The sequence below is a fragment of the Bacillus sp. OTU2372 genome (genome assembly GCF_038440275.1).
In the GTDB taxonomy this organism is placed as follows: Bacteria; Bacillota; Bacilli; order Bacillales; family Cytobacillaceae; genus Neobacillus; species Neobacillus bataviensis_B.
Genome location: NZ_JASATK010000010.1, coordinates 172,122 through 192,764 on the forward strand (window position 1 = coordinate 172,122; position 20,643 = coordinate 192,764).

The window sequence follows — 20,643 nt, forward strand, 5'->3', positions numbered from 1 at the left end:
TACGAGTGGTTCCATTTTCCTTGTGATCAGTAAACTTTGATTAACATCCAGTGGCGAGCTCCATTATTAAATGGCGAAAATATCTATTCAATAATAGGGCAAGGTTGTTGAACAGGAATTCAACCTATATTTGTAGAAATAGTAATATTTAAAAATATTTGTGTACTCTTATGGTACTTTTACAGATCAATCATTTTCTAAATGGGGAGGGGCTTTTATGCAAATTTTTTTTAGATATAACTGGTTGGTAAGAGAAGACTGGTATCGTTGGTGTGAAGAGTTAATTGAAGAAGAACTTCTGCAAAAACGAACGGGTGGAATGGGAAGTATATTGCATACACTTTTCCATATAGTTGATGTCGAATGGAGCTGGATACGTCTCTTACAAGGTAAAACTGACTTTCAGGAAAGTTTCGATAGTTATAAAAGCTTGAAAAAGGTTCGAAAATTGGACGCTGAATTTCATTTAGAAGTGGAAAACTTTGTGAACAACTGGGATGCTAGTATGGAAAATCGTTTATTTTACGATACCTTGCCAGATGGAAAAATGGTGACGGATACTTGGGGTGAAATCATGCGACATACCATTGCTCATGAAATTCACCATATAGGACAATTATCAATTTGGGCACGGGAAATCGAAAAAAAGCCTGTCTCTGCAAACCTTATTGGTCGGGGTCTTTCCTCTCATTCCAATAAATAATTCAAATAGAATTTACTTTAGACTACAATGAAATGGATATGTTTATAAAGGAAGGAAGTACAAAACGATGGATTTCGAAATGGTTATGCAGGAACTGGAAGCGCTCGGCAAGGAACGAATTAAAATGACCTACATAAGCAATAGTGCACACGAACATGATATGTTTTCCAAATGACCTGCGAGAAAAAAACAAAGAAGTTAGAACTTTTTAATCTAAACCTACTGTAACTTCAGTTTCTAATAGAAATAAAGGAAGTTGGAGCATAATTTATTGTGATAATATTTGATGAATTGGAAAAAAATAGTTCTTAGGAAAGGAGGGATTAAGAATGTCCGTAAAAAAATGGTTAACAGGATTGTTCGTTTTGCTTGCGATGATTTTGGGTGTGACAGCTCCCGACTCACTCGCAGTATTTGCCGAATCCGGTGTCGTAACACAACCTATGGAGACGGTGAATGCGATTGAGGTCAAGTTGAACGATGATTACTTTAATCCGAAAGTCATCACTATTCCCAATGGAAGATCGACAACGTTGATATTGAAAAACGAAGGAAGGAAAGAGCACACCTTCACAGTGGAAAAGCTCAGTATTGACGCGGAAGTTCAGCCGGGTAAAGAAAAAACCATTACCGTGAAACCGAATAAGCCCGGTACATATGATCTGATATGTCGGTACCATTTCCAGGAAGGTATGGTTGGAAAAGTAATAGTTAAATAAAATGCAGGGCCCAATCGGGCCTTGCATTTTTAATAGGCAACCGTAACAGATTATTATAACAACTATCTTTCCTTCACAAACGGATATTCCTTTAAGAACTATCAATAAGTTTTTATATTTAAGTGTATTTAACGTCAAAAAAGAGACTTTCTAGAAAGTCTCTTTTTTGACGTTAATAGTTAATGCATATGTACTGATTTAAGAAAGGTTTTCCATCTATAAGAAGAACTTAATCCTTTTTTGTTAACGCTTTTCAATATAGTTTACAACATCCCCGACTGTTTGAAGCGTCGCTGCGGTTTTGTCGCTAATTTCAATCGCGAATTCATCTTCAATTTCCATTGTCAGGTCCACCATATCAAGCGAATCAGCTTCTAGGTCATCCTTGAATGATGATTCCGGCTTAATCAGTTCCATTTTGACACCCAGTTGGTCTGCAATAATAGGCTTTAATTTCTCAAAAGTGGTCATTGCGGCATCCTCCTTATTATTTCATAACCTCCATTATAACAGCATAACCCGGAACAGAAAATATAAAAGTATTTCCAAAATCTGGGCGATATTTGATTAAATGGAAATCAGTTCCACTCACTATTTTTTAATATAAAAATTTCATTATGGACAAATATTAATTCTGATAATCCAATCTATTATCATTAACCTTTTTATATTCGTTAAGAAAATAATCCAATTTAACACTAGCTTGAATAGTTAAATGATGACTAAACCCCAATTTCTGACCAATATCGATTAGTTCTTCCCTTAAGCATTCTATGTATTCTCGAAGCGCAAACGGACCTATTACAATCGGTTCCATATCCATACAGATACCTCTTTTGGAAAAGTTAGTAAAATTATAAACTCTATTTTACCAATTACTATAAAAGTCTTCTATAGGATTATTTCTATAGATATTAATCGATAAAGTAGATAAGATAACTAATAATCGAAAGGTAAAAGAAAAGGGTAGAATTAGGTTTGGAAGGAATTTGTATTGATTTATAGAATTACTCTTACTAACAAGCTGTTTAGTTTATAAGGAACTACTCATATTTTTCGGAAAATCTGTACATGGAGAGTGTAACAAAGTGGAAATATCTGAACATATTTATGCGCGGTCAAATCGCTTGATTTTGAGACAATTTTCACAACAAGATGTTGATTCCTTTTTTTTGTACCGTTCGAGTCCTGAAGTGGCTAAATTTCAGTCTTGGGAGAATTATCAATATCACGATGCGGAAGTTTTTGTTAGAAAGCAATCGAAGAATGTGCCAGATCAACCTGGTACTTGGTTTCAGTTTGCGATTGCCTTAGTTGAGACGAATCATTTAATAGGAGATTGTGCTCTTCACACACTCCTGAATGAACCTCGAATTGTCGAAATTGGTTTTACTCTCGCAGAAGAGCACCAGGGAAAGGGCTACGCTAGTGAAGCGGTGAGAGCATTATTGAGTTATGCTTTTAATAGTTTTGGAAAACACAAGGTGATAGCTTTTGCGGATGTTAGAAACGAAAAGTCGATACGTCTACTTGAACGTGTAGGCATGAGGAGAGAAGGACATTTGTTGGAAAACTATATGTCAAAAGGACAGTGGGTTGACGAGTATCAATATTCATTACTACAGTCGGAATGGAGAGAAAACTAACCCAACCTCATTCAACATATTTGTTAAATAGAAGTAATTGGGCATATTTTCCGCTTCCAATACGGGGGGCAAGAGAACTGCCCCCTGCTATTTAACCAAGAATGTCTCCCCAACCTCATCAAATGCGTGCTTATAGTCAAACGCAAAAGGAGTTGGTCCGTTCTGAATATAATAGTTGTATCTCTTGAAAGCCTCCTCCCAGGATACTTCCTTCACCTTCTCCGCCCACCACAATACATATGTAGGTTGTTTTTCTTGATGAGGTCCAATCCATTTGTTCCTGTCTCGTAATGCTTGTTTATGTTGACCTGAATAGGTAAAACGATATAAAGATTGAAGGTTCTTCCATACCGTTAGTGTAAGAATGGGATCACCATCCCCTAGAATCGCTTCTTCAGGGAATGGCACTCCATTAGGTGAAAACTCCTTTATTAGATTCCCTGATTTAGCAGCCTGTCGAATTACTTCGTAACCCACTTCAAAAAACTCTCGAGAGGCAGGATGTTCATATGGATGTTTTAGCCTACCAACAGTATAGATCGCAACAAAGGCCATAATTATCCCTCCATTTACACTTTTTACCTACATATATTCAAAAAACACTGGACTAATTCCTGTTGAACAAAATTGCTAACGTGATTAAAACTAAAATTTATTATATTTCCCACTAGTATCTGATCTCAGCTTTTTATCAAGAGAAAGGGATATTAAAGAAATAAGTATTTGGCTAACTTATATTAATGGTCTGTAAATTTTGAATAATAAATATTTCAAGTGATTTATGAAATGGTTAATTTGTGTTAAGAAATGGAAAATCGCATTCTTTTTTCATTGAATGCTTGTATTATAAGACTGTACTACAAAATGCAAGCATTCAAGGAGGAATAAAAATGAAAACTTTCAAAAAGTGGTTATTTGCTTTGATGTCAGCATTGTTGTTACTTGGAGCTGTTACAGCATGCTCAAATGCTAGTTCAAAAACGGAGGACCCAAACACCCAGCAAACAGATGATAGTTCTCAAACAGGGGATGGTTCTCAAAGTGACAATGGAAATTCTGGTCAATAAGGAAACTCAATTATCATTTAGATTTGCATGTAGGTAATCTTACAGTTTTTTTAAATTCACCAGAAAAAGCTGACTTCAAAAGGGGACAATTTAGCCTCTTGAAATCAGCTTTTTTATAGTATGACTATCCAATCTTATTCACTGGCAATGATCATTTTTTCTTGTTTTTTATTTGATTTTTATTATTTTTATTTTCCTCTTTCAAAGAATTTTCGTTACTGTCGATTTCTTCTTTCACATTAGCTACTGTAATCGGTAATTCACTTTCACTTTCATGTTCCTTAATAACATGAGAATCTGTTAGCGTTCCGTTCGCTTCGGTTTTATTACTTGAAGGTAATTCTGGTTTATTTTTCTCTCCTTTAACAATGAGGGAGCCTGTGCGTTTTTCACGGGATTCTTCCTTTTTGTCTTCTTTCATAATGTTTTCAATATCGGGATTTCCTTCCACTATCAAAATATCAGGGTTTTTCATTATAACTTCTTCTTGCGCTACTTCGGTCTTGGGTAGCGTCACAACTTCCGTGACAGAAGGGACGGAATGCTCAATTCGTGCTTCTTCTTTTCTGATGATATCTTGTACCTGCTTTGTTTCTTGAATTTTTCGCTTGCCTACAATCACTTCTTCAACGACTACAGGTCTTTTCGTTACTTCTATTCGTTCTTCCGTAATCGGAATACGAATCATTTCATCCTCTGTAAATGCGCTGCTATCATACTTTCCATCAATGACAGGACGGCGCTCAATATATACTTCTTCTCGAATAAGTGGAACATAAACAGTTCGCTGTTCTTCCACTACTTCTTTATGGAGCTGTAATTCTCCGACTTGGACACGCTCTTTTGTAATATCAAGCTGTTCTTCACGAAGTCGGACAGCTGTTGTTTTTTCAGTTTCAAATTGAGCTTCATAAATAGGGTTATCGTATGTTTCATTCGTATCAACCAGCAAAATCATTTTCCCATTATTTATTTCCTTTTCACACTGTTTTGCCGTAAATATTGGTAGTCCCCTTCCAATAAGCCTGCTGGATAGGGCGTTTGCCGGGCTTCCGCCCATTCCTACTGTCATCAAGGAAAAAAAGCTTTCCATCATGACACCAGCTAAGGTACTCACTTGTGTATCCGCTTCTACCATGACACCAGTTTGAGAAGTGATTGATGGAATGTCACTTCGATACTTTGCCACAACCATCATATCTGTTTCACGGTGCCCCTGACGTTTCAAACCTTCGATCGCATACAAGACTTCTTGCTCGGAATTGAATGTTCCAACGATTCTTTTTTCGATACTCATAATACCATGCCTCCTATAATGTACTAATGCAGTAAAAAAATTACATCGAAGTGTATAGAATGTCTACCCGAGTACTCTTCATTTGAAACATTTGCTAGATCATATGGTAAACACAAAAAAACCCGCCAATCACTTGACAGTTGACGAGTTTTCCTCTATTTCTACGCAATCGAAATATTCGTTAGTTAAATTATCTTGTTGTGTAATTAACAATAAAAAAAGTGCTGATAAAGCCAATACCTATAAGAAAGGAAATAAACGGCCAATCACGGTCAGATGACTTTTTAAAAAAAACGATCGCTAAAAAAAACGAAAAAACGGTACCAATAAGTAACATTCTGTTTACCCACATAAATAAAATACTATCTAACCACAGCAAAAAAATTTCTCCTTTTATTTTTATTATGAGAATCCAATAAAAAATTGTGAAAAAAATAAAGAAAAAGAGAGTGATGATAAAGACGTTATGAGCGGATATTCCTTCATTTAGAACTAGAGCTCTGTCTTAATAATTACATTATAAGAGCCATTGTTTAAGTTCTGATGAATTCTATGTAAACGTTTTTTAAAGATGTGCATTGCTCTCTATTTAATATTTATGATATGGTATAATGCATCGTACTTGGTAAGTAGGGAAGTAAAATGGACAAAACAAACCTTAGGAGCTCAGGTATACAATAATAATGGAGTGATTATATGAATAAAGCTAAGGGTAAAAGCGGAACAGGTAGAGGAACAGGAAAGAAGGGCTGGAATCGTTGGCAAGCTAGTGCCAACAGAGCCAAGAGTGCAAAACCTTATGTAAGCAAAGGTGTAAAAAAATCAGAGGAGTCAAAGACCACCAATAATAGTAAAGGTGATACATCCGAATGAAATAACGTGTGCGTTTCTACTTTAGGTAGAAACGCATTTTTTAATGTGCTAACAAAACAGGTTAAATGGAGTCATACTATTTCTGTGTTTTAAAAGGATACAATTGGCGGTAATCAGTAGGTGTCATTCCTTCATGTTGTAAAAAACGTTTATTAAAATAACTTATACTTGGATAGCCTGCCTTTAGAGCAATTTCTTTAATTGTCATTTCCTTATTGTCCAGCAGCCATTGTTTGCTCATTTGAAGCCGGCACAATGTAATAAACGCCATTGGTGTCATTTGTGTAGCCCGTTTAAAAAGGCGGCAAAAATAGTACGTGCTTACACCTGCTTGTTCTGCCCAGTAATCCAATTCGAATGGTTCACAAGCTTTACTTTGTATCAAAGGTAACAAAGATTGAATACGATCGTCTAATTCTTGCTTTCTGTCAGAAGTTCGAGGCACCACATTTGTAATAAACTCTATTAAGAAAGTATAGGTAAGGGTGGACAATCGGGACAAATGCAAAAAACTATTTTTCTCTGCTTCAAGAAGCAGCTGTTCATGTGCTTCTTCTAATGGTTGAAGATGTTGAACATTCCAAAGTGAATGCCGATGAAAACCCTTATCCGATAAAAATGGTTGGAGGACACTACCATAAAAATGAACCCAGCGAATATTCCAAGGGTCATTCTGGCTGCTGTAATATCGTTGTTCCTGCATAGGAAAATACAAAAAAGCATCCCCGCGCTTTAAGGAATATTGTTTACCATCCATTTCTACAAAGCCAGAACCAGAGACAACAAAGTGGATACTAAAATTATTAAGCGTTCCCACTTTTCGGTCTACCTGATGTTGCGGCTCATCCCAATACAATCCGATCGATTCGGGAAGGACCATATATTCATGATCATTGAGTGTAGGTAATAAATATTGTCTTTGCATCTCCATCACTCTTTTCATCGCAATATTGTTTCATATGTAGGGCAAAAAGATTCTATTTTTATTTTATTGTGAGTTTCATATAATGACAATATAGTATTATCTTTACATAAAGGAGAGGAATTGAATGAATAAAATTCGTTGGGGTATTATCGGATGCGCCGGAATTGCGAAGCGCTCGGTTATACCTGGAATCCAGCAATCTGAAACGGGCGAAGTCGCTGCAATCGCAAGCCGCGGATTGGAAAAGGCCAAGCAAACAGCTGAACAATTGAATATACCGACAGCTTATGGAAGTTATGAAGAATTACTTGCTGATCCTACTATTGAAGCCGTTTACATTCCGCTGCCTAATCACCTGCATAAAGAATGGGTTATCCGTGCAGCAGAAGCGGGCAAACATGTTTTATGCGAAAAGCCATTAGCAATCAATGCAGAAGAAGCACAGCAAATGCTTGAGGCTTGCGAAAAAGCTGGCGTTGTATTTGCTGAAGCATTTATGTACCGGTATCATCCGCGGTATACCACCATTCGTGACATTATTAAATCGGGTGAGATAGGGGAGCTTCGCGGAATCCATGGCACCTTTACCTTTAACAATTCAAAGGATATGAACAATATTCGATATAAACAAGAGTGGGGCGGCGGCTCGTTATATGATGTTGGCGTTTATCCGATTAGTGCTGCACGCATGTTGTTAAACGAAGAGCCAAAAGCTGCAGCTGTTCATGCATTATTATCTGAAGAGCACGATCATGTAGATATGATGGCCTCAGGCATTTTGGAGTTTAATAGAGGTGTAGCTTTAACTTTTGATTGCGGAATGTGGGCAGCTTTCAGAAATACGCTTGAAGTCTTGGGAACAGAAGGACGAATTGAAGTTCCTAGTGCTTTTGTAGTTAATCAGGATGAAGGAGATAACTTTTTTGTCTATACAAAGGATGGGCGCCGAGAAGTGGAAGTTCCTCGCTTGAACCAATATGCCTTGCAAGCAGATGCAATTGGAAGAACCATTCGAAACGAAGAACCGCTTCCATTTCCAGCATCCGATGCCGTCCTGAATATGAAAGTTTTAGATGCTTGTCTTACATCGGCAAGAGAACGTCGTCGTGTTGAGATTAACTAATTGGAGGTCAAAATCATGAATTCGATTACAATTCCAGGATTATCAAAACCAGTAACCACTCTTATTCAAGGCTCTGATTATTTTAGGCCAAGTGTTTATGAAAAAGTTTGCAACGTGCTGGACCGTTTTTTTGCTATTGGCGGGAATACGATTGACACTGCCCGTATTTATTGTGGCGGTGAGAGCGAACTGGCAATTGGTCAATGGATGAAAGACCGGAATAATCGTGAAGATGTCGTCATTTTGACGAAAGGGGCTCACCACGACCAGAACGGCCCTCGTGTAAATCCAGAAGCCATATCAAAGGATCTGTTTGAGAGCTTAGAAAGACTTGGAACAGATTATATCGATTTATATGCGTTGCATCGTGATGACCCAAGTGTTCCAGTTAGTGTCATTATGGATGCTTTAAATGAACATATTGCCGCGGGAAGAATTAAGGCAATTGGCGGGTCAAATTGGACGGTCGGGCGGTTGCAGGAAGCGAATGAATATGCGGCAGCAAATGGGTTAGTGGGATTTACTTTTAGTAGTCCAAATTTAAGCTTAGCCAAAGCGAAAGAACCATTTTGGGCAGGCTGTGTATCAGTTGATGCCGCAGATTGTGAGTGGCATGAAAAATATCAGCTCCCCATTTTATCGTGGTCTTCCCAAGCAAGAGGATTCTTTACCGGCCGTTTCACGCCTGAAGATCAAAGCAACGAAGATCTTGTTCGCGTTTTCTACAGTGACGATAATTGGGAACGTTTACGCCGCGCTGAACAATTAGCAAAAGAAAAAGGTGTCAGCACCATTCAAATCGCTCTTGCCTATGTGCTCAATCAGCCTTTTCGGACATGTGCCCTTATCGGTGCTCAAAATGAAGAAGAGTTGATCTCTTGTTACGAGGGCTCCAAAATTGTTTTAACGAAAGAAGAGTTAAGATGGCTGGAACACGTTGATATAAGTGTGAGATAAACAGGTATGGATTAAATTTTAAAAAAATCGCCATCTAAGGATTTAACAGATGGCGATTTTTTCTGCCAATTGCTATTATTGTGATGGTATTGTCCCAATCAATTAACTTATTTGAGGTATTAAATGAAGGTATATAGACTTAAAAGGCAGTTTAATGAATATAAAAGAGGAACACAGTTTTACTTGATTAGTGAATCAGAATTTATAGGGGTTAAAGAGTTTGTATTGAGAACGGAAGATTTAACGAATAGGATATCGATCAATGAAAGTGAACTTCTAAAGAATTTTACTTTAATTAAAGAAATCTTTTAGCAAATTCCCACTATAGTGTGGTATCAGTATGTTTGACACCACACTAAAATGAAATTAGATAACTACATGGATTAATACTAAATTTCTATTTGAGCAGAATAATTTTTGTTATAATGCTTTGCAAAATCTCGAAACAAATGTACGACCGGGCTTAAATATTTGTTTTTTACGGTCGCAAGATAAATAAAACGTTCATAAGGTGGATTTGTTATTGGTAAAACCCTCACATCGAAATGTTTCAACATCCAAATATCAGGTAACAAGGCAATTCCGTAATTCATCGAAACTAAGCCAATCGCAGCACTGTCTTCCTCCACTTCAAAGGCAATGTTAGGAGTAATATCAACCTCATTAAATAAACGATCACTCAATCGTCTAAGACCACTTCCTTTATCAAAAGCAACAATCGGGAAAGGCTCCGTATCCTTTAAGTCAATGCTTGTGTAACTTGCTAGCGGATGGCCGGAAGGGACGACAAGGACCAGATCCTGCTTAACCAATGGTATAAAATCGATATTAGGTTCATCTTCAATAAATGAACAAAATGCCAAATCATATTTATCGGATTTAAGACCTTCGATAATGTTCTGAGTAGTTCCCTGACTAAAAGAAAATGAAATATCTTTGTGCTTTTCCATACTCAGGAAATTCTTGACCATAGTCGGTACAAATCTCGAGCCCAGTGTATAAATAAATGACAAATCTATCGTACCTTTATTTGGGCTTACTAAATCATTAATTATTCTCTGCCCCTCATCTAGCGAATTTAAAGATTTATTTACATATTGTAAAAAAATAGATCCATATTTCGTTAATCGAATGTTTCTTCCGCTCTTTTCAAAAAGATATACACCTAATTCCTTCTCTAATTCCGATATGGCGTAAGTTAAGCTTGGTTGGGCAATAGACAGCTGTTCTGCTGCCAATGTATAATGCTCAAATTTCGCCAATACACGGAAATATTCAAGATGTTTTAAGTTCATTATCCTTTACATACTCTCCCTTCTAAACCATAATTTACTACTTTAACCAAATTATAAGAGAACCTATAGAATATTTCTATCAATAATGTAAAAATTATTGGATTTATTTTTCTGAATATTATTACTATAATGAACTTACTAAAACGCTTTCAATAAGGCAGAGGATTAAAACTTAAGGTTAAGGGTGGTAATAAATAAATGCAAAAGGTAGATGAAACGAAAATGGAAAAAAAACTAGAAGCGAATACTCATGAAATACGAGGAATCGATCATATTGGACTAACCGTACCAGATATCGAAGAGGCAACAGAATTTTTTAAAAAGGTCTTTAACGCAAAAGTTTGTTACGATGTCCATACTCCGGATATGCCTCCACAATGTGGAAGGTCTGCTAAAAGGAACGTAAATCTACCAGAAGGTACAAGTATTGATCATATTAGACTCCTAAGAATAGGAAACACTCCTTGTGTTGAATTATTTCATATTAAATCAAATAAACAATCCGTTGTAGATACCATTGTTCATTTCGGCTTAACACATCTTGCCTTTTATACGGATAATATTGAGTTATCGGCTAAAAAATTTGTTGAGGCCGGCGGTACGCTATGTTCCTATCCACACCCTCTGCCTTCAGAAATAGAAGGGGGAGAAAAGAATTTCTGGGTCTATGGTCAAGCACCATGGGGAAGTTTAATCGAATTAATTTCCTATTCCAGTGGGATTCATTACCCTGAGAACAGCGAAGCGGACCGCTGGACACCTGATTGTTAATGGTGCATTTACAAAAGTAAATATTAACTCAGAATTATCTTTGTATTTGACTTAATCTGAATTATATATTTATATAGGATAAGAAAAATGTTAACTATTATCCTAATATGAGTTAAGCATCGGAATTATTAAGCATTAAATGATAGTTTTATATTTTTTTGACATTGAAAACGTATACTCTTGGATAATAAAAATCTAATAAATGGGGGAAAAGGATGAAAAAACATCGTTGGTCCATCGTATTCTTAATTGCTGTAGGTGTGGTGGTGAACTACTTTGACCGAATTAATATGTCAATTGCAATGCCGTTAATGCAAAAGGAATTTCATTTGTCGCCAGGTCAGGTCGGGATATTTTTATCAGCATTTGCCTGGTCATACGCACTTCTTCAACTTCCCGTAGGACCTATATTGGACAAGATTGGGGTCAGATGGGTAACACGGGTGAGTACAATGATATGGACCGTAGCTTGCCTTTTCACTGCTGTCGCTAATGGATGGGGTTTGATCATATTATCCAGGGTCTTATTGGGTGTTGGGGAGGCGCCATTTTTCCCAGCAGCTGCCAAAGCAGTTAGCCAATGGGTTCCACGAAATGAGCGTTCAAAGGCCATCGCTACCTATGATGCTCAGTCCAAATTGTCCAATGCAATTGGTGCACCTATTATAGCCTTGATTGTGACCGAATGGGGATGGCGCGGCGGTTTTATCGCAACAGCAGTTCTCAGTTTTCTCTATGCCATTGTGTATTGGATCTGGTACCGTGAACCCCATGAGGATAAACGCTTAACGAAGGAAGAGTATACATATATTACTGAAGGTGGTTCACAAAGTTCTGAAGTCGCATCAGGCAGTGCCATGCAAAATATACGGTACCTTTTGTCAAAACGAAAAGTGTGGGCCGTATTTATAGGGTTTGCAGCATATGGATATTCATGGTTTTTATTCCTAACTTGGCTACCGGGTTACCTTGCCACTGAGATGCATATGTCCATTTTAAAATCTGGCTGGTATTCAGCGATTCCATGGATAGTTGGTACGATTACCGAAATTGTGATCGGCGGCTGGCTAGTAGATTGGCTCATCGAAAAGGGATATAATCGTACACGTGTAAGCAAAACATTTTTAGTGATAGGTTTGCTTTTCGGTTTATCCATCATTGGTGCAGCATTTACCCATAGTGCAAACGTTGCAGTATTTTGGATTTCAATGGCACTCGGCGGTCTTGTCGTGACATCCGCAGTTGCCTATTCCATTCCAACTTTTATCGCCCCTAAGGGAACGGTGGGCACTTTGACTGGCTTACTTACCTTTGGAAACAATGCGATGGCAATTGTAGCGCCTATTACGACTGGATTTATCGTTCAAGCAACAGGCTCCTTTATGTATGCGTTTTTATTAGCAGCAGCTATTCTAATTGTTGGAATTTTAAGCTATGCGTTCCTTCTTACAGATCTAGAACCGATTGAAAGTGCTGGTTCTGGCACATCAAACAATCGAGTAATTTCGAATAAACAAACTATTTAAAATAGTTTGCAAGATTGTATTGTTTCACCCTTTCTATTATTTCGATAAAAAGAGCCAATTCTGAAGTTTAAAATTCCAGTGTCGGCTCTTCTTATCTGTTTTAAAATAAAAAATTCAAACTGCCTTCGTTGCCGTATCTAATCAATCAATTAAAGGAGTTAATTTCCTATGAATACAATCTCTATTAAAAATAAGGTGATTGGAGAGGGGACTCCAAAGATTATTATTCCATTAATGGGTAAAACAGAAGAACAACTTTTTCAAGAGTTCAACGAAGTAAAAACGTTAGCCCCTGATATTATCGAATGGCGGGTGGATGTATATGAACATGTCGAAGATTTAGAAGCTGTTAAACAAATGCTATCAGAATTAAGAAGGCTTGTAAAAGATTCCCTTTTTTTATTTACATTCAGAAGCCATAAAGAAGGTGGAAATAAAGAGATTTCGGATCGTAATTATGTAGAATTACTACATACAGTAATTCGGACAAAAAACATTGATCTAATTGATATTGAATTGTTTACAAATGATTCTGCTGTTAAAGAACTTGTAGCTTTGGCTGAAGAGCATGGTATTTTTGTGGTTATGTCTAATCATGATTTCCATAAGACTCCAAAAAAAGAGGAAATTATTTATCGACTTCGTAAAATGCAAGAACTTGGAGCACATATTCCTAAGATTGCTGTGATGCCGAATAGTGTTCAAGACGTGATCACCTTATTAGATGCTACAAACACAATGATAACAAAATATGCGAATCGTCCCATTATTACCATGTCAATGGCGGAGATAGGCTTGATAAGTAGACTAGCAGGTGAAGTATTTGGCTCAGCATGTACTTTTGGTACAGGGAAAGAAGCATCTGCACCAGGACAAATTCCAGTTTCTGAATTAAGAAATGTTTTAGAAATTATCAATAAAAATATTAGGTGAGATGAACTATGACATACTTTGATAAAAACTTAGAAAAAATTGATGGCAGAACAAAGTTAGTAGGATTACTTGCTACACCAATTGGACATAGTTTATCTCCAAGAATGCATAATTTAGGTTATACATTAAAGGGTTTAAACTACTCTTATCTTGCGTTTGAAGTAGGCAATGAAACACTAGAAAAAGCCGTAGAAGGGATGAAAGCTCTCGATATGGCTGGGTTCAACGTATCGATGCCAAATAAAATGGAAGTCATTAAATATTTGGATGAATTAGATGATAGTGCTAGATATACCGGTGCAGTAAATACGGTGGTAAATAAAGAAGGTAAGTTAATTGGATATAACTCAGATGGAAAAGGATATGTAAAAAACCTAGAAGTACATGGGGTAGATCTGAACGGACAAAAAGTTACATTAGTCGGGTCCGGTGGTGCTGCCACACCAATCGCGATTGAATTAGCACAGTCTGGAATTAGCGAAATTAGTATTTTTGCCCGTTATGATAAATTCTTCCACCAAGCTGAAATGAATGTGGATAAAATCAACTATGATATGAAAGACTTTGGTGTTAAAGCTAATATTTTTCAATTAGAAGATAAAGAGGCCTTCCAACGTGAAGTAGCAGAAAGTGCAGTACTAGCAAACGGTACAAGTTTAGGGATGAAACCTTTAGACCAATTAAGTATCGTGGATGGTACCTTAGGTGTACTGCGTGAAGGATTAGTTGTAACAGATGTTGTTTATAATCCCTCAAAAACCAAGTTATTACAACTGGCAGAAGCAGCTGGAGCAACTGTCATTAATGGTCTTGGTATGATGTTGTGGCAAGGGGCCATTGCATTTAAACTATTTACTGGTGAAGATATGCCCATTGAAGAGATCAAAAAAATCATGTTTGAATGAGGTTTATCCCCATGATAGAAGATGCAGAAGCAGTTTTAGCTTTTTGAACTATAGGGGGTAATAGCTTAATAACGGAGGTTGCTGAGGCAACTTCTTTTTTGTTTAGTAAAGGGTGCTGGTTAATTGAACAGATAGTCACTGGTTTTGCAATTTTAGACTGAAATATGCTTAGCATATAAAAATTCGGAAATGTTGTCGATATTGCTGAATAAAAAATCTTTTCAAACAAACAATATTTATAGTTTACTATCAGTTTAGGAGGAATCGCATGGTAAATATATTAGAAACAGTCATGGATGCCATGAAATCACTGACAGTTCAAGACGAAGACCAACCTCTCCATGTCGGAGAAGTGATGGCATGCTGGATTTACTTATCAGGACTTGAATTAGCCAAAGTTTCTGTTCAAGCAGGCATAAACACCACGACCGACGATGAACTAAAAGCAATACTTGAAGAAGATATGAAACTTGGGACCAGTCAAAGGCAACGACTCCATGATTTCATGCTTAAGGAAGGAATTACGTTACCTCCAGCTCCTGAAGATATGCCAATATCCGTTTCTAACAATATTCCTCTTGGTGTTAAATTAACGGATGATGTGATTGCTAACGAATTATCATTAAAAATCATTAGTTTAATTATGCGTGCTGCTGGTGCAGCTTCTGAATCGATTCGCACCGATGTCGGATTATTGTTTATTCAGTTTCAAGCAGAAAAATTAGCTTTCGCGACTAAATTAAAACATTTAATGCGCAAACGCGGATGGATTAAAGTACCACCGTTTTACGTTCCACCTGGTTCACAACATCCATCGAGTTAGGGGTAGTGTAGATAGTAACTTGTGTGCAAGGACGATGGCGGAATGATTAATACAAAATAAGATAACAAATAATAAGAAGAAGCACTAATATGCATAAAAAGCCAATAAGATTTAAAAAAATAATAATGATTTAAAGCCATTTTCCTACTTGGAAACGGCTTTTTTAGTTAGAAATATGAATTATTGTACTGGCATGCGTCACGACCCTATTATTAAATTTTCCATATTTTATTAAGCAGTTGTAATTTTAGCATAGATAATAAAAAATAGAGTTAATTCACCCATAATCACGATGTTTGGAACTACCATGATTAAATTAATAATAAAAAAGGCTGTTAAAATCCCTAAAAACAACCCTAAATGATAAATTTTCAAACGGTGTTGTTCATATCTGTATTGATGAAAAACAATGGTAGTTGAAATGAAATAAAGTAATACCGAACTAAAAACAAAATATGAGATAAATGAATAATCGACCTCATATAAAAACATTAGTTTGATAGATGCTGCAATCATGCTTAACGACATTAGAATAAACAAATGTCCGTAAATAATAGTTTGTCCTGCCCCCTGAATCGACTTGTTTACCTTCTTTTCTACATTTTCAAAATATTGCCACCACATAGAAATAATAAGAATAAATGAAATAATTGAAAATGAGATCGAATTCCAATCACCTTTTTGAGGCTGTAGTACAAATAGGGTGCTGACGACTGATTCTCCAAATAGGATTAATGTCAATAAAGCATAACGTTCTAATAAGTGAGCCGTATTGGTCAGGGCTTTTACCAAATACTTGCGTCCGAAAACAGGCACTATAACATCTATAAAAATTCCTGCATATAACACGGCGTATCGGAGCCATGAATCAAAAAAGATAGAGAGAAATGAGATGAAAACTCCAATCCCAAAACATGTTCCTAAAAACCGAGCAGCCGTTTTTCGATTCCCTTCTTCAATTTTCTGAACAACAAAATATTGAATTGCCGTTAGTATTCTAGCTCCGATATAGCCAATAAGAAAAGGGCGATAGTATTGGTCAAAATCTACGGATAAGCTGGATGTCATAACAAGAACAAATAACATTTGAAGAATTATAAAGATACGTTGATGCAAAAAATCTTGTCCAAACCGATTAATAAACATTGTTTGTCCGGTCCAAGACCACCATATCGGGATAAACATCAGGGCAAACTTTAATAAATATTCTGGATGAATATAACCTTTTTCAACATGAAGTAAAACATTAGTAGTAGTTGCAACGGCCGCCACAAACAGCAAGTCATAAAAAAGTTCTAACCAGGTCACTTTTTTTTCTTCTATCATTGTTAATAACCCCCATATATAACAAAATGTGGTATCATAAAAGATGATTTCAAACGAGGAGGGAATCTCAATGCCCAAAACCATTGGCCTTATTTGTGGAAGCTTACGAAAGAATTCTTTTAACCGAATCGTTGCTCAATCATTGACAGATATGAGTGATGAAGCTCAATTTCGTTGGATCGAAATCAACGATCTTCCTTTGTTCAACGAAGACTTAGAAATTGGCGGAGATCCAGAAACAGTAACATCATTTAAATCCGCTATTCAGGACGTTGATGGTATCATTATCGTAAGTCCAGAGTACAATTCTGGAATTCCAGGTGCGCTAAAAAATGCTTTAGACTGGGCGTCAAGACCTCCGAAGACCTCCGTTCTAAGTAGAAAACCGGTGGGCTTAATCGGAGCAACTCCTGGGGGATTAGGGACTGCCCTTGCTCAAATGCAAATCAGACAAATATTAGAAGCCATGCAAGCTCAGGTTCTTCCATTTCAAAAAGTGCTGATTTCGCAAGTACATGAAAAGATTGACTCCGACCAGAAAGTGCTTACTGACGAAAAAACAAAACGATATCTTGGGCGTTATTTACAACAATTTATTCATTGGATTGATCAGACTTCTGTTTTAAATTAACCAAAGAATACATAACATCATCAAGTAATTTTTTATGATGTTCTTGTATTATTAAAAAATGTTGTTGACACTTAATAGGTTTATAGATATACCAATGACAACAATCAAATTCCTATTAAACTAATTATAACAGACGAAGGAGTTTAAGGTAAATTTACCGATATATGGTACTTTTTTATATTCGTTCATTTAAGGAGGATTATAAAATGTCTGATCTCTATTCTCGTCTTTCCAAAGAGGATGCTGCCGTTCTTCTAGTGGATCATCAAACTGGCCTTATTTCCGGCCTAGTGCGTGACTATGGTGTTGATGAATTCAAGAACAATGTTTTGGCTCTTGCTAACACAGCTAAGTTTTTTGATTTACCAGTGATTCTAACAACAAGCTTTGAAAATGGACCTAACGGACCACTAATGCAAGAATTGGTTGAACTCTTTCCTGATGCGCCAAAGATAGCTCGACCTGGACAAATTAACGCATGGGACAATGAAGATTTTGTTAAAGCCATTGAATCAACCGGTAAAAAACAGCTTATTATAGCAGGAGTTGTTACTGATGTTTGTGTTGCATTCCCGGCACTATCTGCTCTAAACGCCGGTTACGAAGTATTTGTTGTCACAGATGCTTCCGGAACGTTTAGTAAACAAGTAGCGAACGCGGCATTAATGCGCATGGCCCATGGTGGAGTACAGATTATGAACTGGTTTAGCGTAGCGTGTGAATTACAACGCGATTGGCGCAACGACGTCGAGGGTTTTGGCGCTTTACTTTCTAGCCAACTTCCTGGTTATCAAAATTTAATTGGAAGCTATATGGGAGCTCAACGAGATTTCCGCAAGCAGAATGACTAGATGTAACAAAGGTCAACCTTGACATATAGTTAGCTATCCTCACCAACAAACGCGGATTTCATACGAAATTCGCGTTTCGCCGTCAGGCTCCCTTCTTCAAGCAGAATTGTTGAATTATAGAGAACTTATTTTATTTCGCTTTTGACCTATATTCTGAGCTTTTAGACTAAATAAAAAAAGCATCAGAACGATGCCTAATTAAATCAATTTCTTAAATTTTTCTCTAAAGGCTAGTTTGTGAGCCAATATAAAAAGCGGTTCTCCAATAAATGCAGTTAACATTCCAAATAGTAAACCCACATACATATTTGTGAAGTTATGCTTGCTCCACTGACTGGAAGGTTACTTGAAGAAGGAAGCCAATTATTTAATGTCGAATATAGCATATATAAAAAGTCAATTGGGGGTTTTATATAGTGGAACAGAAAGAATTTTGGAGTTTAATTGAAAAGTCCAGAGAATTTGGTGATCAAGCGGAATGGTTAACAGAGGTACTAGCTCAAAAAGAATTAGAGGAAGTTTTAGATTTTGAATTTTCGTTTCAAAAATTAATGAACGCTAGTTATACATCTCATTTATGGGGTGCGGCATTTGTTTTGATGGGTGGCTGTTCTGATGATGCTTTTGATTATTTTCGAGGATGGCTGATTGGACAGGGAGAAGAAATATTTAATAAGGTAATGAAAGACCCTGAATTTTTAGCAGAATACATAAAGGAAGATAACCTTGATGATGAAGGGTTCCCGCAAAATGAAGAATTGCTTTCGGTTGGATTAGATGCCTATACCCTGATAAAGAAGGGTGATATTGAATGGGATGACAATATATATGATGAGCTATTAGAAGCTCTTGACAAAAAGGGGTTACAGCCTGTAAATGAAATAGAATTTGATTGGGAAGAAGATGATCTGGAAAATTTATTCCCTATTTTATGGGAAAGATTTGGAGAAGAACCATTAGGTTAAAAGAAGAAAACTATTAAGCGTTTACCTTTAACAACAGCTATTAGAAGTTAAATTAGTCACTGTTCTACTATCAGGCTGGATCGCAGCGGGTGGTTGTGAGGGAATGTACTTAAGCTAAATGGTGCAAGAATTGAACAATGATGGACTGTTTCAGCAGTCCATTATTCTTGTTCTTTATTCAGTTTAAGGGAGTTTAGCTCAAGAAGGAATTACATAATTCTTGTTAAATGATTCAATAAGTAATTAACATTTTGTAAGATATGAGAATAGAGGTAATAGTTTTGAAGGAAACAATTTTAAAATCCTTATTAAAAATAGAAGAAGATTTTAATGTAAAGATTCTATATGCTGTTGAGTCGGGAAGTAGGGCTTGGGAATTCCCTTCAAAAGACAGTGATTATGATGTTCGCTTTATCTATGTACATAAACAGAATGATTATCTAACAATAGACCAAATGGGAATAGGGAAGAAAAGAGATGTAATTGAATTACCTATAAATGACTTGTTAGATATAACAGGATGGGAACTTACAAAGGCATTGAGGCTATTTAGAAAATCTAATCCGCCATTAATGGAATGGCTAAGATCAGGAATAGTTTATTACCAAGCTTTTTCTACTATTGACCAGATGAAAGAGCTAAGTAAAAATATTTTTGCTCCGAACTCCTGTTTACATCACTATTTAAATATGGCAAATAATAATTTTCGTGAATACCTACAGGGGGATAAAGTAAGAATAAAAAAATATTTTTATGTACTAAGACCTGTATTAGCCGCTAGATGGATAGAAAAATATAATGAGTTTCCACCATTAGAGTTCCCTAAATTATTAGAGGACATATTACCTGATGGGGAAGTAAAGAAACACATTCAAATCTTATTAAAAAGAAAAATAGACGGAGAAGAACTAGATTTTGAACCGAAAATTGAGGTCATAAACGATTTTTTAAATGAGGAAATCATACGACTTAGAGAATATACGAAGACACTAAATATAGATATACCAGACTTCACACATAATCTTGATTTACTTTTTAGAAATTCATTAGAAGAGGTTTGGAAATAAGATTATTTATTAAATTGGCTGCCATCAACCCCAGTGAAATTAAAATAACGATGAAACTAAAAAATATAGAGGTATTCATTAATTTTACTCCTTTCCAATATGTAAAAAGAATTTTACATTATTGGTGTATCATTTTTATATTGTGATAGATACTTCAGTATTAAAATAAATGTTCTTAAACTAACTGGGGGCAACCGTAGAATTAAATTGTCTCTTCAGCAGCCCTTTTTGGTTGTTCCA

The 20,643-nt window shown here is 36.3% G+C and carries 25 protein-coding genes and 1 pseudogene; 18 read left to right on the forward strand and 8 right to left on the reverse strand.

Annotation, left to right across the window (positions count from 1 at the left end; translation table 11 throughout):
• Positions 1-217 precede the first annotated feature (217 nt).
• The 3 genes and pseudogenes from AAHB15_RS17280 (at position 218) to AAHB15_RS17290 (ending at position 1,422) form a co-directional block, all read left to right on the forward strand.
• Positions 218-703 (forward strand): DinB family protein, encoded by a 486-nt coding sequence (locus AAHB15_RS17280; protein ID WP_342042909.1) that lies wholly within the window; start codon positions 218-220, stop codon positions 701-703.
• Positions 704-770: 67 nt separating this feature from the next.
• Positions 771-857, forward strand: a pseudogene (locus tag AAHB15_RS17285) (DNA alkylation repair protein); the annotation flags it as partial.
• Positions 858-1,032: 175 nt separating this feature from the next.
• Positions 1,033-1,422, forward strand: coding sequence for a cupredoxin domain-containing protein (locus AAHB15_RS17290; protein WP_342042910.1), 390 nt, complete (start codon positions 1,033-1,035; stop codon positions 1,420-1,422).
• A 243-nt stretch (positions 1,423-1,665) separates the two neighbouring features.
• On the opposite strand, the gene acpP is transcribed toward AAHB15_RS17290, so the two are convergent.
• Together acpP and AAHB15_RS17300 are read right to left on the reverse strand one after the other, a co-directional pair.
• The gene (gene acpP, locus AAHB15_RS17295) at positions 1,666-1,893 is read right to left on the reverse strand and encodes an acyl carrier protein (protein WP_144566987.1); all 228 of its coding nucleotides are present in this window, start codon (positions 1,891-1,893) and stop codon (positions 1,666-1,668) included.
• A 157-nt stretch (positions 1,894-2,050) separates the two neighbouring features.
• The gene (locus tag AAHB15_RS17300) at positions 2,051-2,245 is read right to left on the reverse strand and encodes an aspartyl-phosphate phosphatase Spo0E family protein (protein WP_342042911.1); all 195 of its coding nucleotides are present in this window, start codon (positions 2,243-2,245) and stop codon (positions 2,051-2,053) included.
• A gap of 265 nt (positions 2,246-2,510) precedes the next feature.
• Between AAHB15_RS17300 and AAHB15_RS17305 the strand changes: the two genes are divergently transcribed.
• Positions 2,511-3,068, forward strand: a complete 558-nt coding sequence (locus AAHB15_RS17305; protein WP_335574028.1) for a GNAT family N-acetyltransferase — start codon at positions 2,511-2,513, stop codon at positions 3,066-3,068.
• Positions 3,069-3,155: 87 nt separating this feature from the next.
• Here the strand turns inward: AAHB15_RS17305 and AAHB15_RS17310 are convergent, their stop codons facing one another.
• Positions 3,156-3,623, reverse strand: a complete 468-nt coding sequence (locus AAHB15_RS17310; protein ID WP_335574027.1) for a DUF3291 domain-containing protein — start codon at positions 3,621-3,623, stop codon at positions 3,156-3,158.
• A gap of 335 nt (positions 3,624-3,958) precedes the next feature.
• On the opposite strand from AAHB15_RS17310, the gene AAHB15_RS17315 reads away from it, so the two are divergent.
• A complete protein-coding gene (locus tag AAHB15_RS17315; protein ID WP_335574026.1) occupies positions 3,959-4,135 on the forward strand; it encodes a hypothetical protein in 177 nt (58 codons plus the stop codon).
• 151 nt (positions 4,136-4,286) lie between these two features.
• Here the strand turns inward: AAHB15_RS17315 and AAHB15_RS17320 are convergent, their stop codons facing one another.
• Positions 4,287-5,432: a YsnF/AvaK domain-containing protein gene (locus AAHB15_RS17320; RefSeq protein ID WP_342042912.1), complete on the reverse strand. Its 1,146-nt coding sequence runs from the start codon at positions 5,430-5,432 to the stop codon at positions 4,287-4,289.
• Between the two features lie 190 nt (positions 5,433-5,622).
• Entirely contained in the window at positions 5,623-5,811 is a 189-nt protein-coding gene (locus AAHB15_RS17325; RefSeq protein ID WP_342042913.1) for a hypothetical protein, read from the reverse strand.
• 317 nt (positions 5,812-6,128) lie between these two features.
• On the opposite strand from AAHB15_RS17325, the gene AAHB15_RS17330 reads away from it, so the two are divergent.
• The gene (locus AAHB15_RS17330; protein WP_098527246.1) at positions 6,129-6,305 is read left to right on the forward strand and encodes a DUF3934 family protein; all 177 of its coding nucleotides are present in this window, start codon (positions 6,129-6,131) and stop codon (positions 6,303-6,305) included.
• 76 nt (positions 6,306-6,381) lie between these two features.
• Here the strand turns inward: AAHB15_RS17330 and AAHB15_RS17335 are convergent, their stop codons facing one another.
• The gene (locus tag AAHB15_RS17335; protein ID WP_342042914.1) at positions 6,382-7,230 is read right to left on the reverse strand and encodes a helix-turn-helix domain-containing protein; all 849 of its coding nucleotides are present in this window, start codon (positions 7,228-7,230) and stop codon (positions 6,382-6,384) included.
• A gap of 124 nt (positions 7,231-7,354) precedes the next feature.
• On the opposite strand from AAHB15_RS17335, the gene AAHB15_RS17340 reads away from it, so the two are divergent.
• The 3 genes from AAHB15_RS17340 (at position 7,355) to AAHB15_RS17350 (ending at position 9,622) form a co-directional block, all read left to right on the forward strand.
• The gene (locus tag AAHB15_RS17340) at positions 7,355-8,353 is read left to right on the forward strand and encodes a Gfo/Idh/MocA family protein (RefSeq protein ID WP_342042915.1); all 999 of its coding nucleotides are present in this window, start codon (positions 7,355-7,357) and stop codon (positions 8,351-8,353) included.
• A 15-nt stretch (positions 8,354-8,368) separates the two neighbouring features.
• Complete coding sequence (locus tag AAHB15_RS17345; protein ID WP_342042916.1) at positions 8,369-9,310, forward strand: aldo/keto reductase; 942 nt, start codon at positions 8,369-8,371, stop codon at positions 9,308-9,310.
• 123 nt (positions 9,311-9,433) lie between these two features.
• Positions 9,434-9,622: a hypothetical protein gene (locus tag AAHB15_RS17350; RefSeq protein WP_251568398.1), complete on the forward strand. Its 189-nt coding sequence runs from the start codon at positions 9,434-9,436 to the stop codon at positions 9,620-9,622.
• 77 nt (positions 9,623-9,699) lie between these two features.
• Here the strand turns inward: AAHB15_RS17350 and AAHB15_RS17355 are convergent, their stop codons facing one another.
• The gene (locus AAHB15_RS17355) at positions 9,700-10,605 is read right to left on the reverse strand and encodes a LysR family transcriptional regulator (protein WP_342042917.1); all 906 of its coding nucleotides are present in this window, start codon (positions 10,603-10,605) and stop codon (positions 9,700-9,702) included.
• Between the two features lie 198 nt (positions 10,606-10,803).
• On the opposite strand from AAHB15_RS17355, the gene AAHB15_RS17360 reads away from it, so the two are divergent.
• From AAHB15_RS17360 to AAHB15_RS17380, 5 genes are all read left to right on the forward strand, one after another.
• Positions 10,804-11,376, forward strand: a complete 573-nt coding sequence (locus AAHB15_RS17360; RefSeq protein WP_342042918.1) for a VOC family protein — start codon at positions 10,804-10,806, stop codon at positions 11,374-11,376.
• A gap of 215 nt (positions 11,377-11,591) precedes the next feature.
• On the forward strand, positions 11,592-12,902 hold the full coding sequence (locus AAHB15_RS17365; protein ID WP_342042919.1) for an MFS transporter: 1,311 nt from the start codon (positions 11,592-11,594) through the stop codon (positions 12,900-12,902).
• Positions 12,903-13,070: 168 nt separating this feature from the next.
• On the forward strand, positions 13,071-13,835 hold the full coding sequence (gene aroD / locus AAHB15_RS17370; RefSeq protein WP_335574018.1) for a type I 3-dehydroquinate dehydratase: 765 nt from the start codon (positions 13,071-13,073) through the stop codon (positions 13,833-13,835).
• 8 nt (positions 13,836-13,843) lie between these two features.
• Complete coding sequence (locus AAHB15_RS17375; RefSeq protein ID WP_342042920.1) at positions 13,844-14,740, forward strand: quinate/shikimate dehydrogenase; 897 nt, start codon at positions 13,844-13,846, stop codon at positions 14,738-14,740.
• 301 nt (positions 14,741-15,041) lie between these two features.
• On the forward strand, positions 15,042-15,563 hold the full coding sequence (locus AAHB15_RS17380) for a DUF3231 family protein (RefSeq protein WP_342042921.1): 522 nt from the start codon (positions 15,042-15,044) through the stop codon (positions 15,561-15,563).
• A 231-nt stretch (positions 15,564-15,794) separates the two neighbouring features.
• Here AAHB15_RS17380 and AAHB15_RS17385 read toward each other — a convergent pair whose 3' ends face one another.
• Positions 15,795-16,886, reverse strand: coding sequence for a low temperature requirement protein A (locus AAHB15_RS17385; protein ID WP_335574029.1), 1,092 nt, complete (start codon positions 16,884-16,886; stop codon positions 15,795-15,797).
• Positions 16,887-16,959: 73 nt separating this feature from the next.
• Here AAHB15_RS17385 and AAHB15_RS17390 point away from each other — a divergent pair, with 73 nt between their 5' ends.
• From AAHB15_RS17390 to AAHB15_RS17405, 4 genes are all read left to right on the forward strand, one after another.
• Entirely contained in the window at positions 16,960-17,520 is a 561-nt protein-coding gene (locus AAHB15_RS17390; protein WP_335574015.1) for an NADPH-dependent FMN reductase, read from the forward strand.
• Positions 17,521-17,726: 206 nt separating this feature from the next.
• A complete protein-coding gene (gene ycaC / locus AAHB15_RS17395; protein WP_335574014.1) occupies positions 17,727-18,371 on the forward strand; it encodes an isochorismate family cysteine hydrolase YcaC in 645 nt (214 codons plus the stop codon).
• A gap of 416 nt (positions 18,372-18,787) precedes the next feature.
• On the forward strand, positions 18,788-19,336 hold the full coding sequence (locus AAHB15_RS17400) for a DUF4240 domain-containing protein (RefSeq protein ID WP_335574013.1): 549 nt from the start codon (positions 18,788-18,790) through the stop codon (positions 19,334-19,336).
• Between the two features lie 281 nt (positions 19,337-19,617).
• Complete coding sequence (locus AAHB15_RS17405) at positions 19,618-20,403, forward strand: nucleotidyltransferase domain-containing protein (protein WP_342042922.1); 786 nt, start codon at positions 19,618-19,620, stop codon at positions 20,401-20,403.
• Positions 20,404-20,643: the final 240 nt, after the last annotated feature.

Coding starts and splice junctions, on each gene's coding strand:
- AAHB15_RS17330 (WP_098527246.1), top strand. CDS start 6,129: ATGAATAAAGCTAAGGGTAAAAGCGGAACAGGTAGAGGAACAGGAAAG.
- aroD (WP_335574018.1), top strand. CDS start 13,071: ATGAATACAATCTCTATTAAAAATAAGGTGATTGGAGAGGGGACTCCA.
- AAHB15_RS17390 (WP_335574015.1), top strand. CDS start 16,960: ATGCCCAAAACCATTGGCCTTATTTGTGGAAGCTTACGAAAGAATTCT.
- AAHB15_RS17365 (WP_342042919.1), top strand. CDS start 11,592: ATGAAAAAACATCGTTGGTCCATCGTATTCTTAATTGCTGTAGGTGTG.
- AAHB15_RS17345 (WP_342042916.1), top strand. CDS start 8,369: ATGAATTCGATTACAATTCCAGGATTATCAAAACCAGTAACCACTCTT.
- AAHB15_RS17300 (WP_342042911.1), bottom strand. CDS start 2,245: ATGGATATGGAACCGATTGTAATAGGTCCGTTTGCGCTTCGAGAATAC.
- AAHB15_RS17340 (WP_342042915.1), top strand. CDS start 7,355: ATGAATAAAATTCGTTGGGGTATTATCGGATGCGCCGGAATTGCGAAG.
- AAHB15_RS17310 (WP_335574027.1), bottom strand. CDS start 3,623: ATGGCCTTTGTTGCGATCTATACTGTTGGTAGGCTAAAACATCCATAT.
- AAHB15_RS17290 (WP_342042910.1), top strand. CDS start 1,033: ATGTCCGTAAAAAAATGGTTAACAGGATTGTTCGTTTTGCTTGCGATG.
- AAHB15_RS17350 (WP_251568398.1), top strand. CDS start 9,434: ATGAAGGTATATAGACTTAAAAGGCAGTTTAATGAATATAAAAGAGGA.
- AAHB15_RS17360 (WP_342042918.1), top strand. CDS start 10,804: ATGCAAAAGGTAGATGAAACGAAAATGGAAAAAAAACTAGAAGCGAAT.
- AAHB15_RS17380 (WP_342042921.1), top strand. CDS start 15,042: ATGAAATCACTGACAGTTCAAGACGAAGACCAACCTCTCCATGTCGGA.
- ycaC (WP_335574014.1), top strand. CDS start 17,727: ATGTCTGATCTCTATTCTCGTCTTTCCAAAGAGGATGCTGCCGTTCTT.
- AAHB15_RS17280 (WP_342042909.1), top strand. CDS start 218: ATGCAAATTTTTTTTAGATATAACTGGTTGGTAAGAGAAGACTGGTAT.
- AAHB15_RS17375 (WP_342042920.1), top strand. CDS start 13,844: ATGACATACTTTGATAAAAACTTAGAAAAAATTGATGGCAGAACAAAG.
- AAHB15_RS17320 (WP_342042912.1), bottom strand. CDS start 5,432: ATGAGTATCGAAAAAAGAATCGTTGGAACATTCAATTCCGAGCAAGAA.
- acpP (WP_144566987.1), bottom strand. CDS start 1,893: ATGACCACTTTTGAGAAATTAAAGCCTATTATTGCAGACCAACTGGGT.
- AAHB15_RS17355 (WP_342042917.1), bottom strand. CDS start 10,605: ATGAACTTAAAACATCTTGAATATTTCCGTGTATTGGCGAAATTTGAG.
- AAHB15_RS17335 (WP_342042914.1), bottom strand. CDS start 7,230: ATGCAAAGACAATATTTATTACCTACACTCAATGATCATGAATATATG.
- AAHB15_RS17315 (WP_335574026.1), top strand. CDS start 3,959: ATGAAAACTTTCAAAAAGTGGTTATTTGCTTTGATGTCAGCATTGTTG.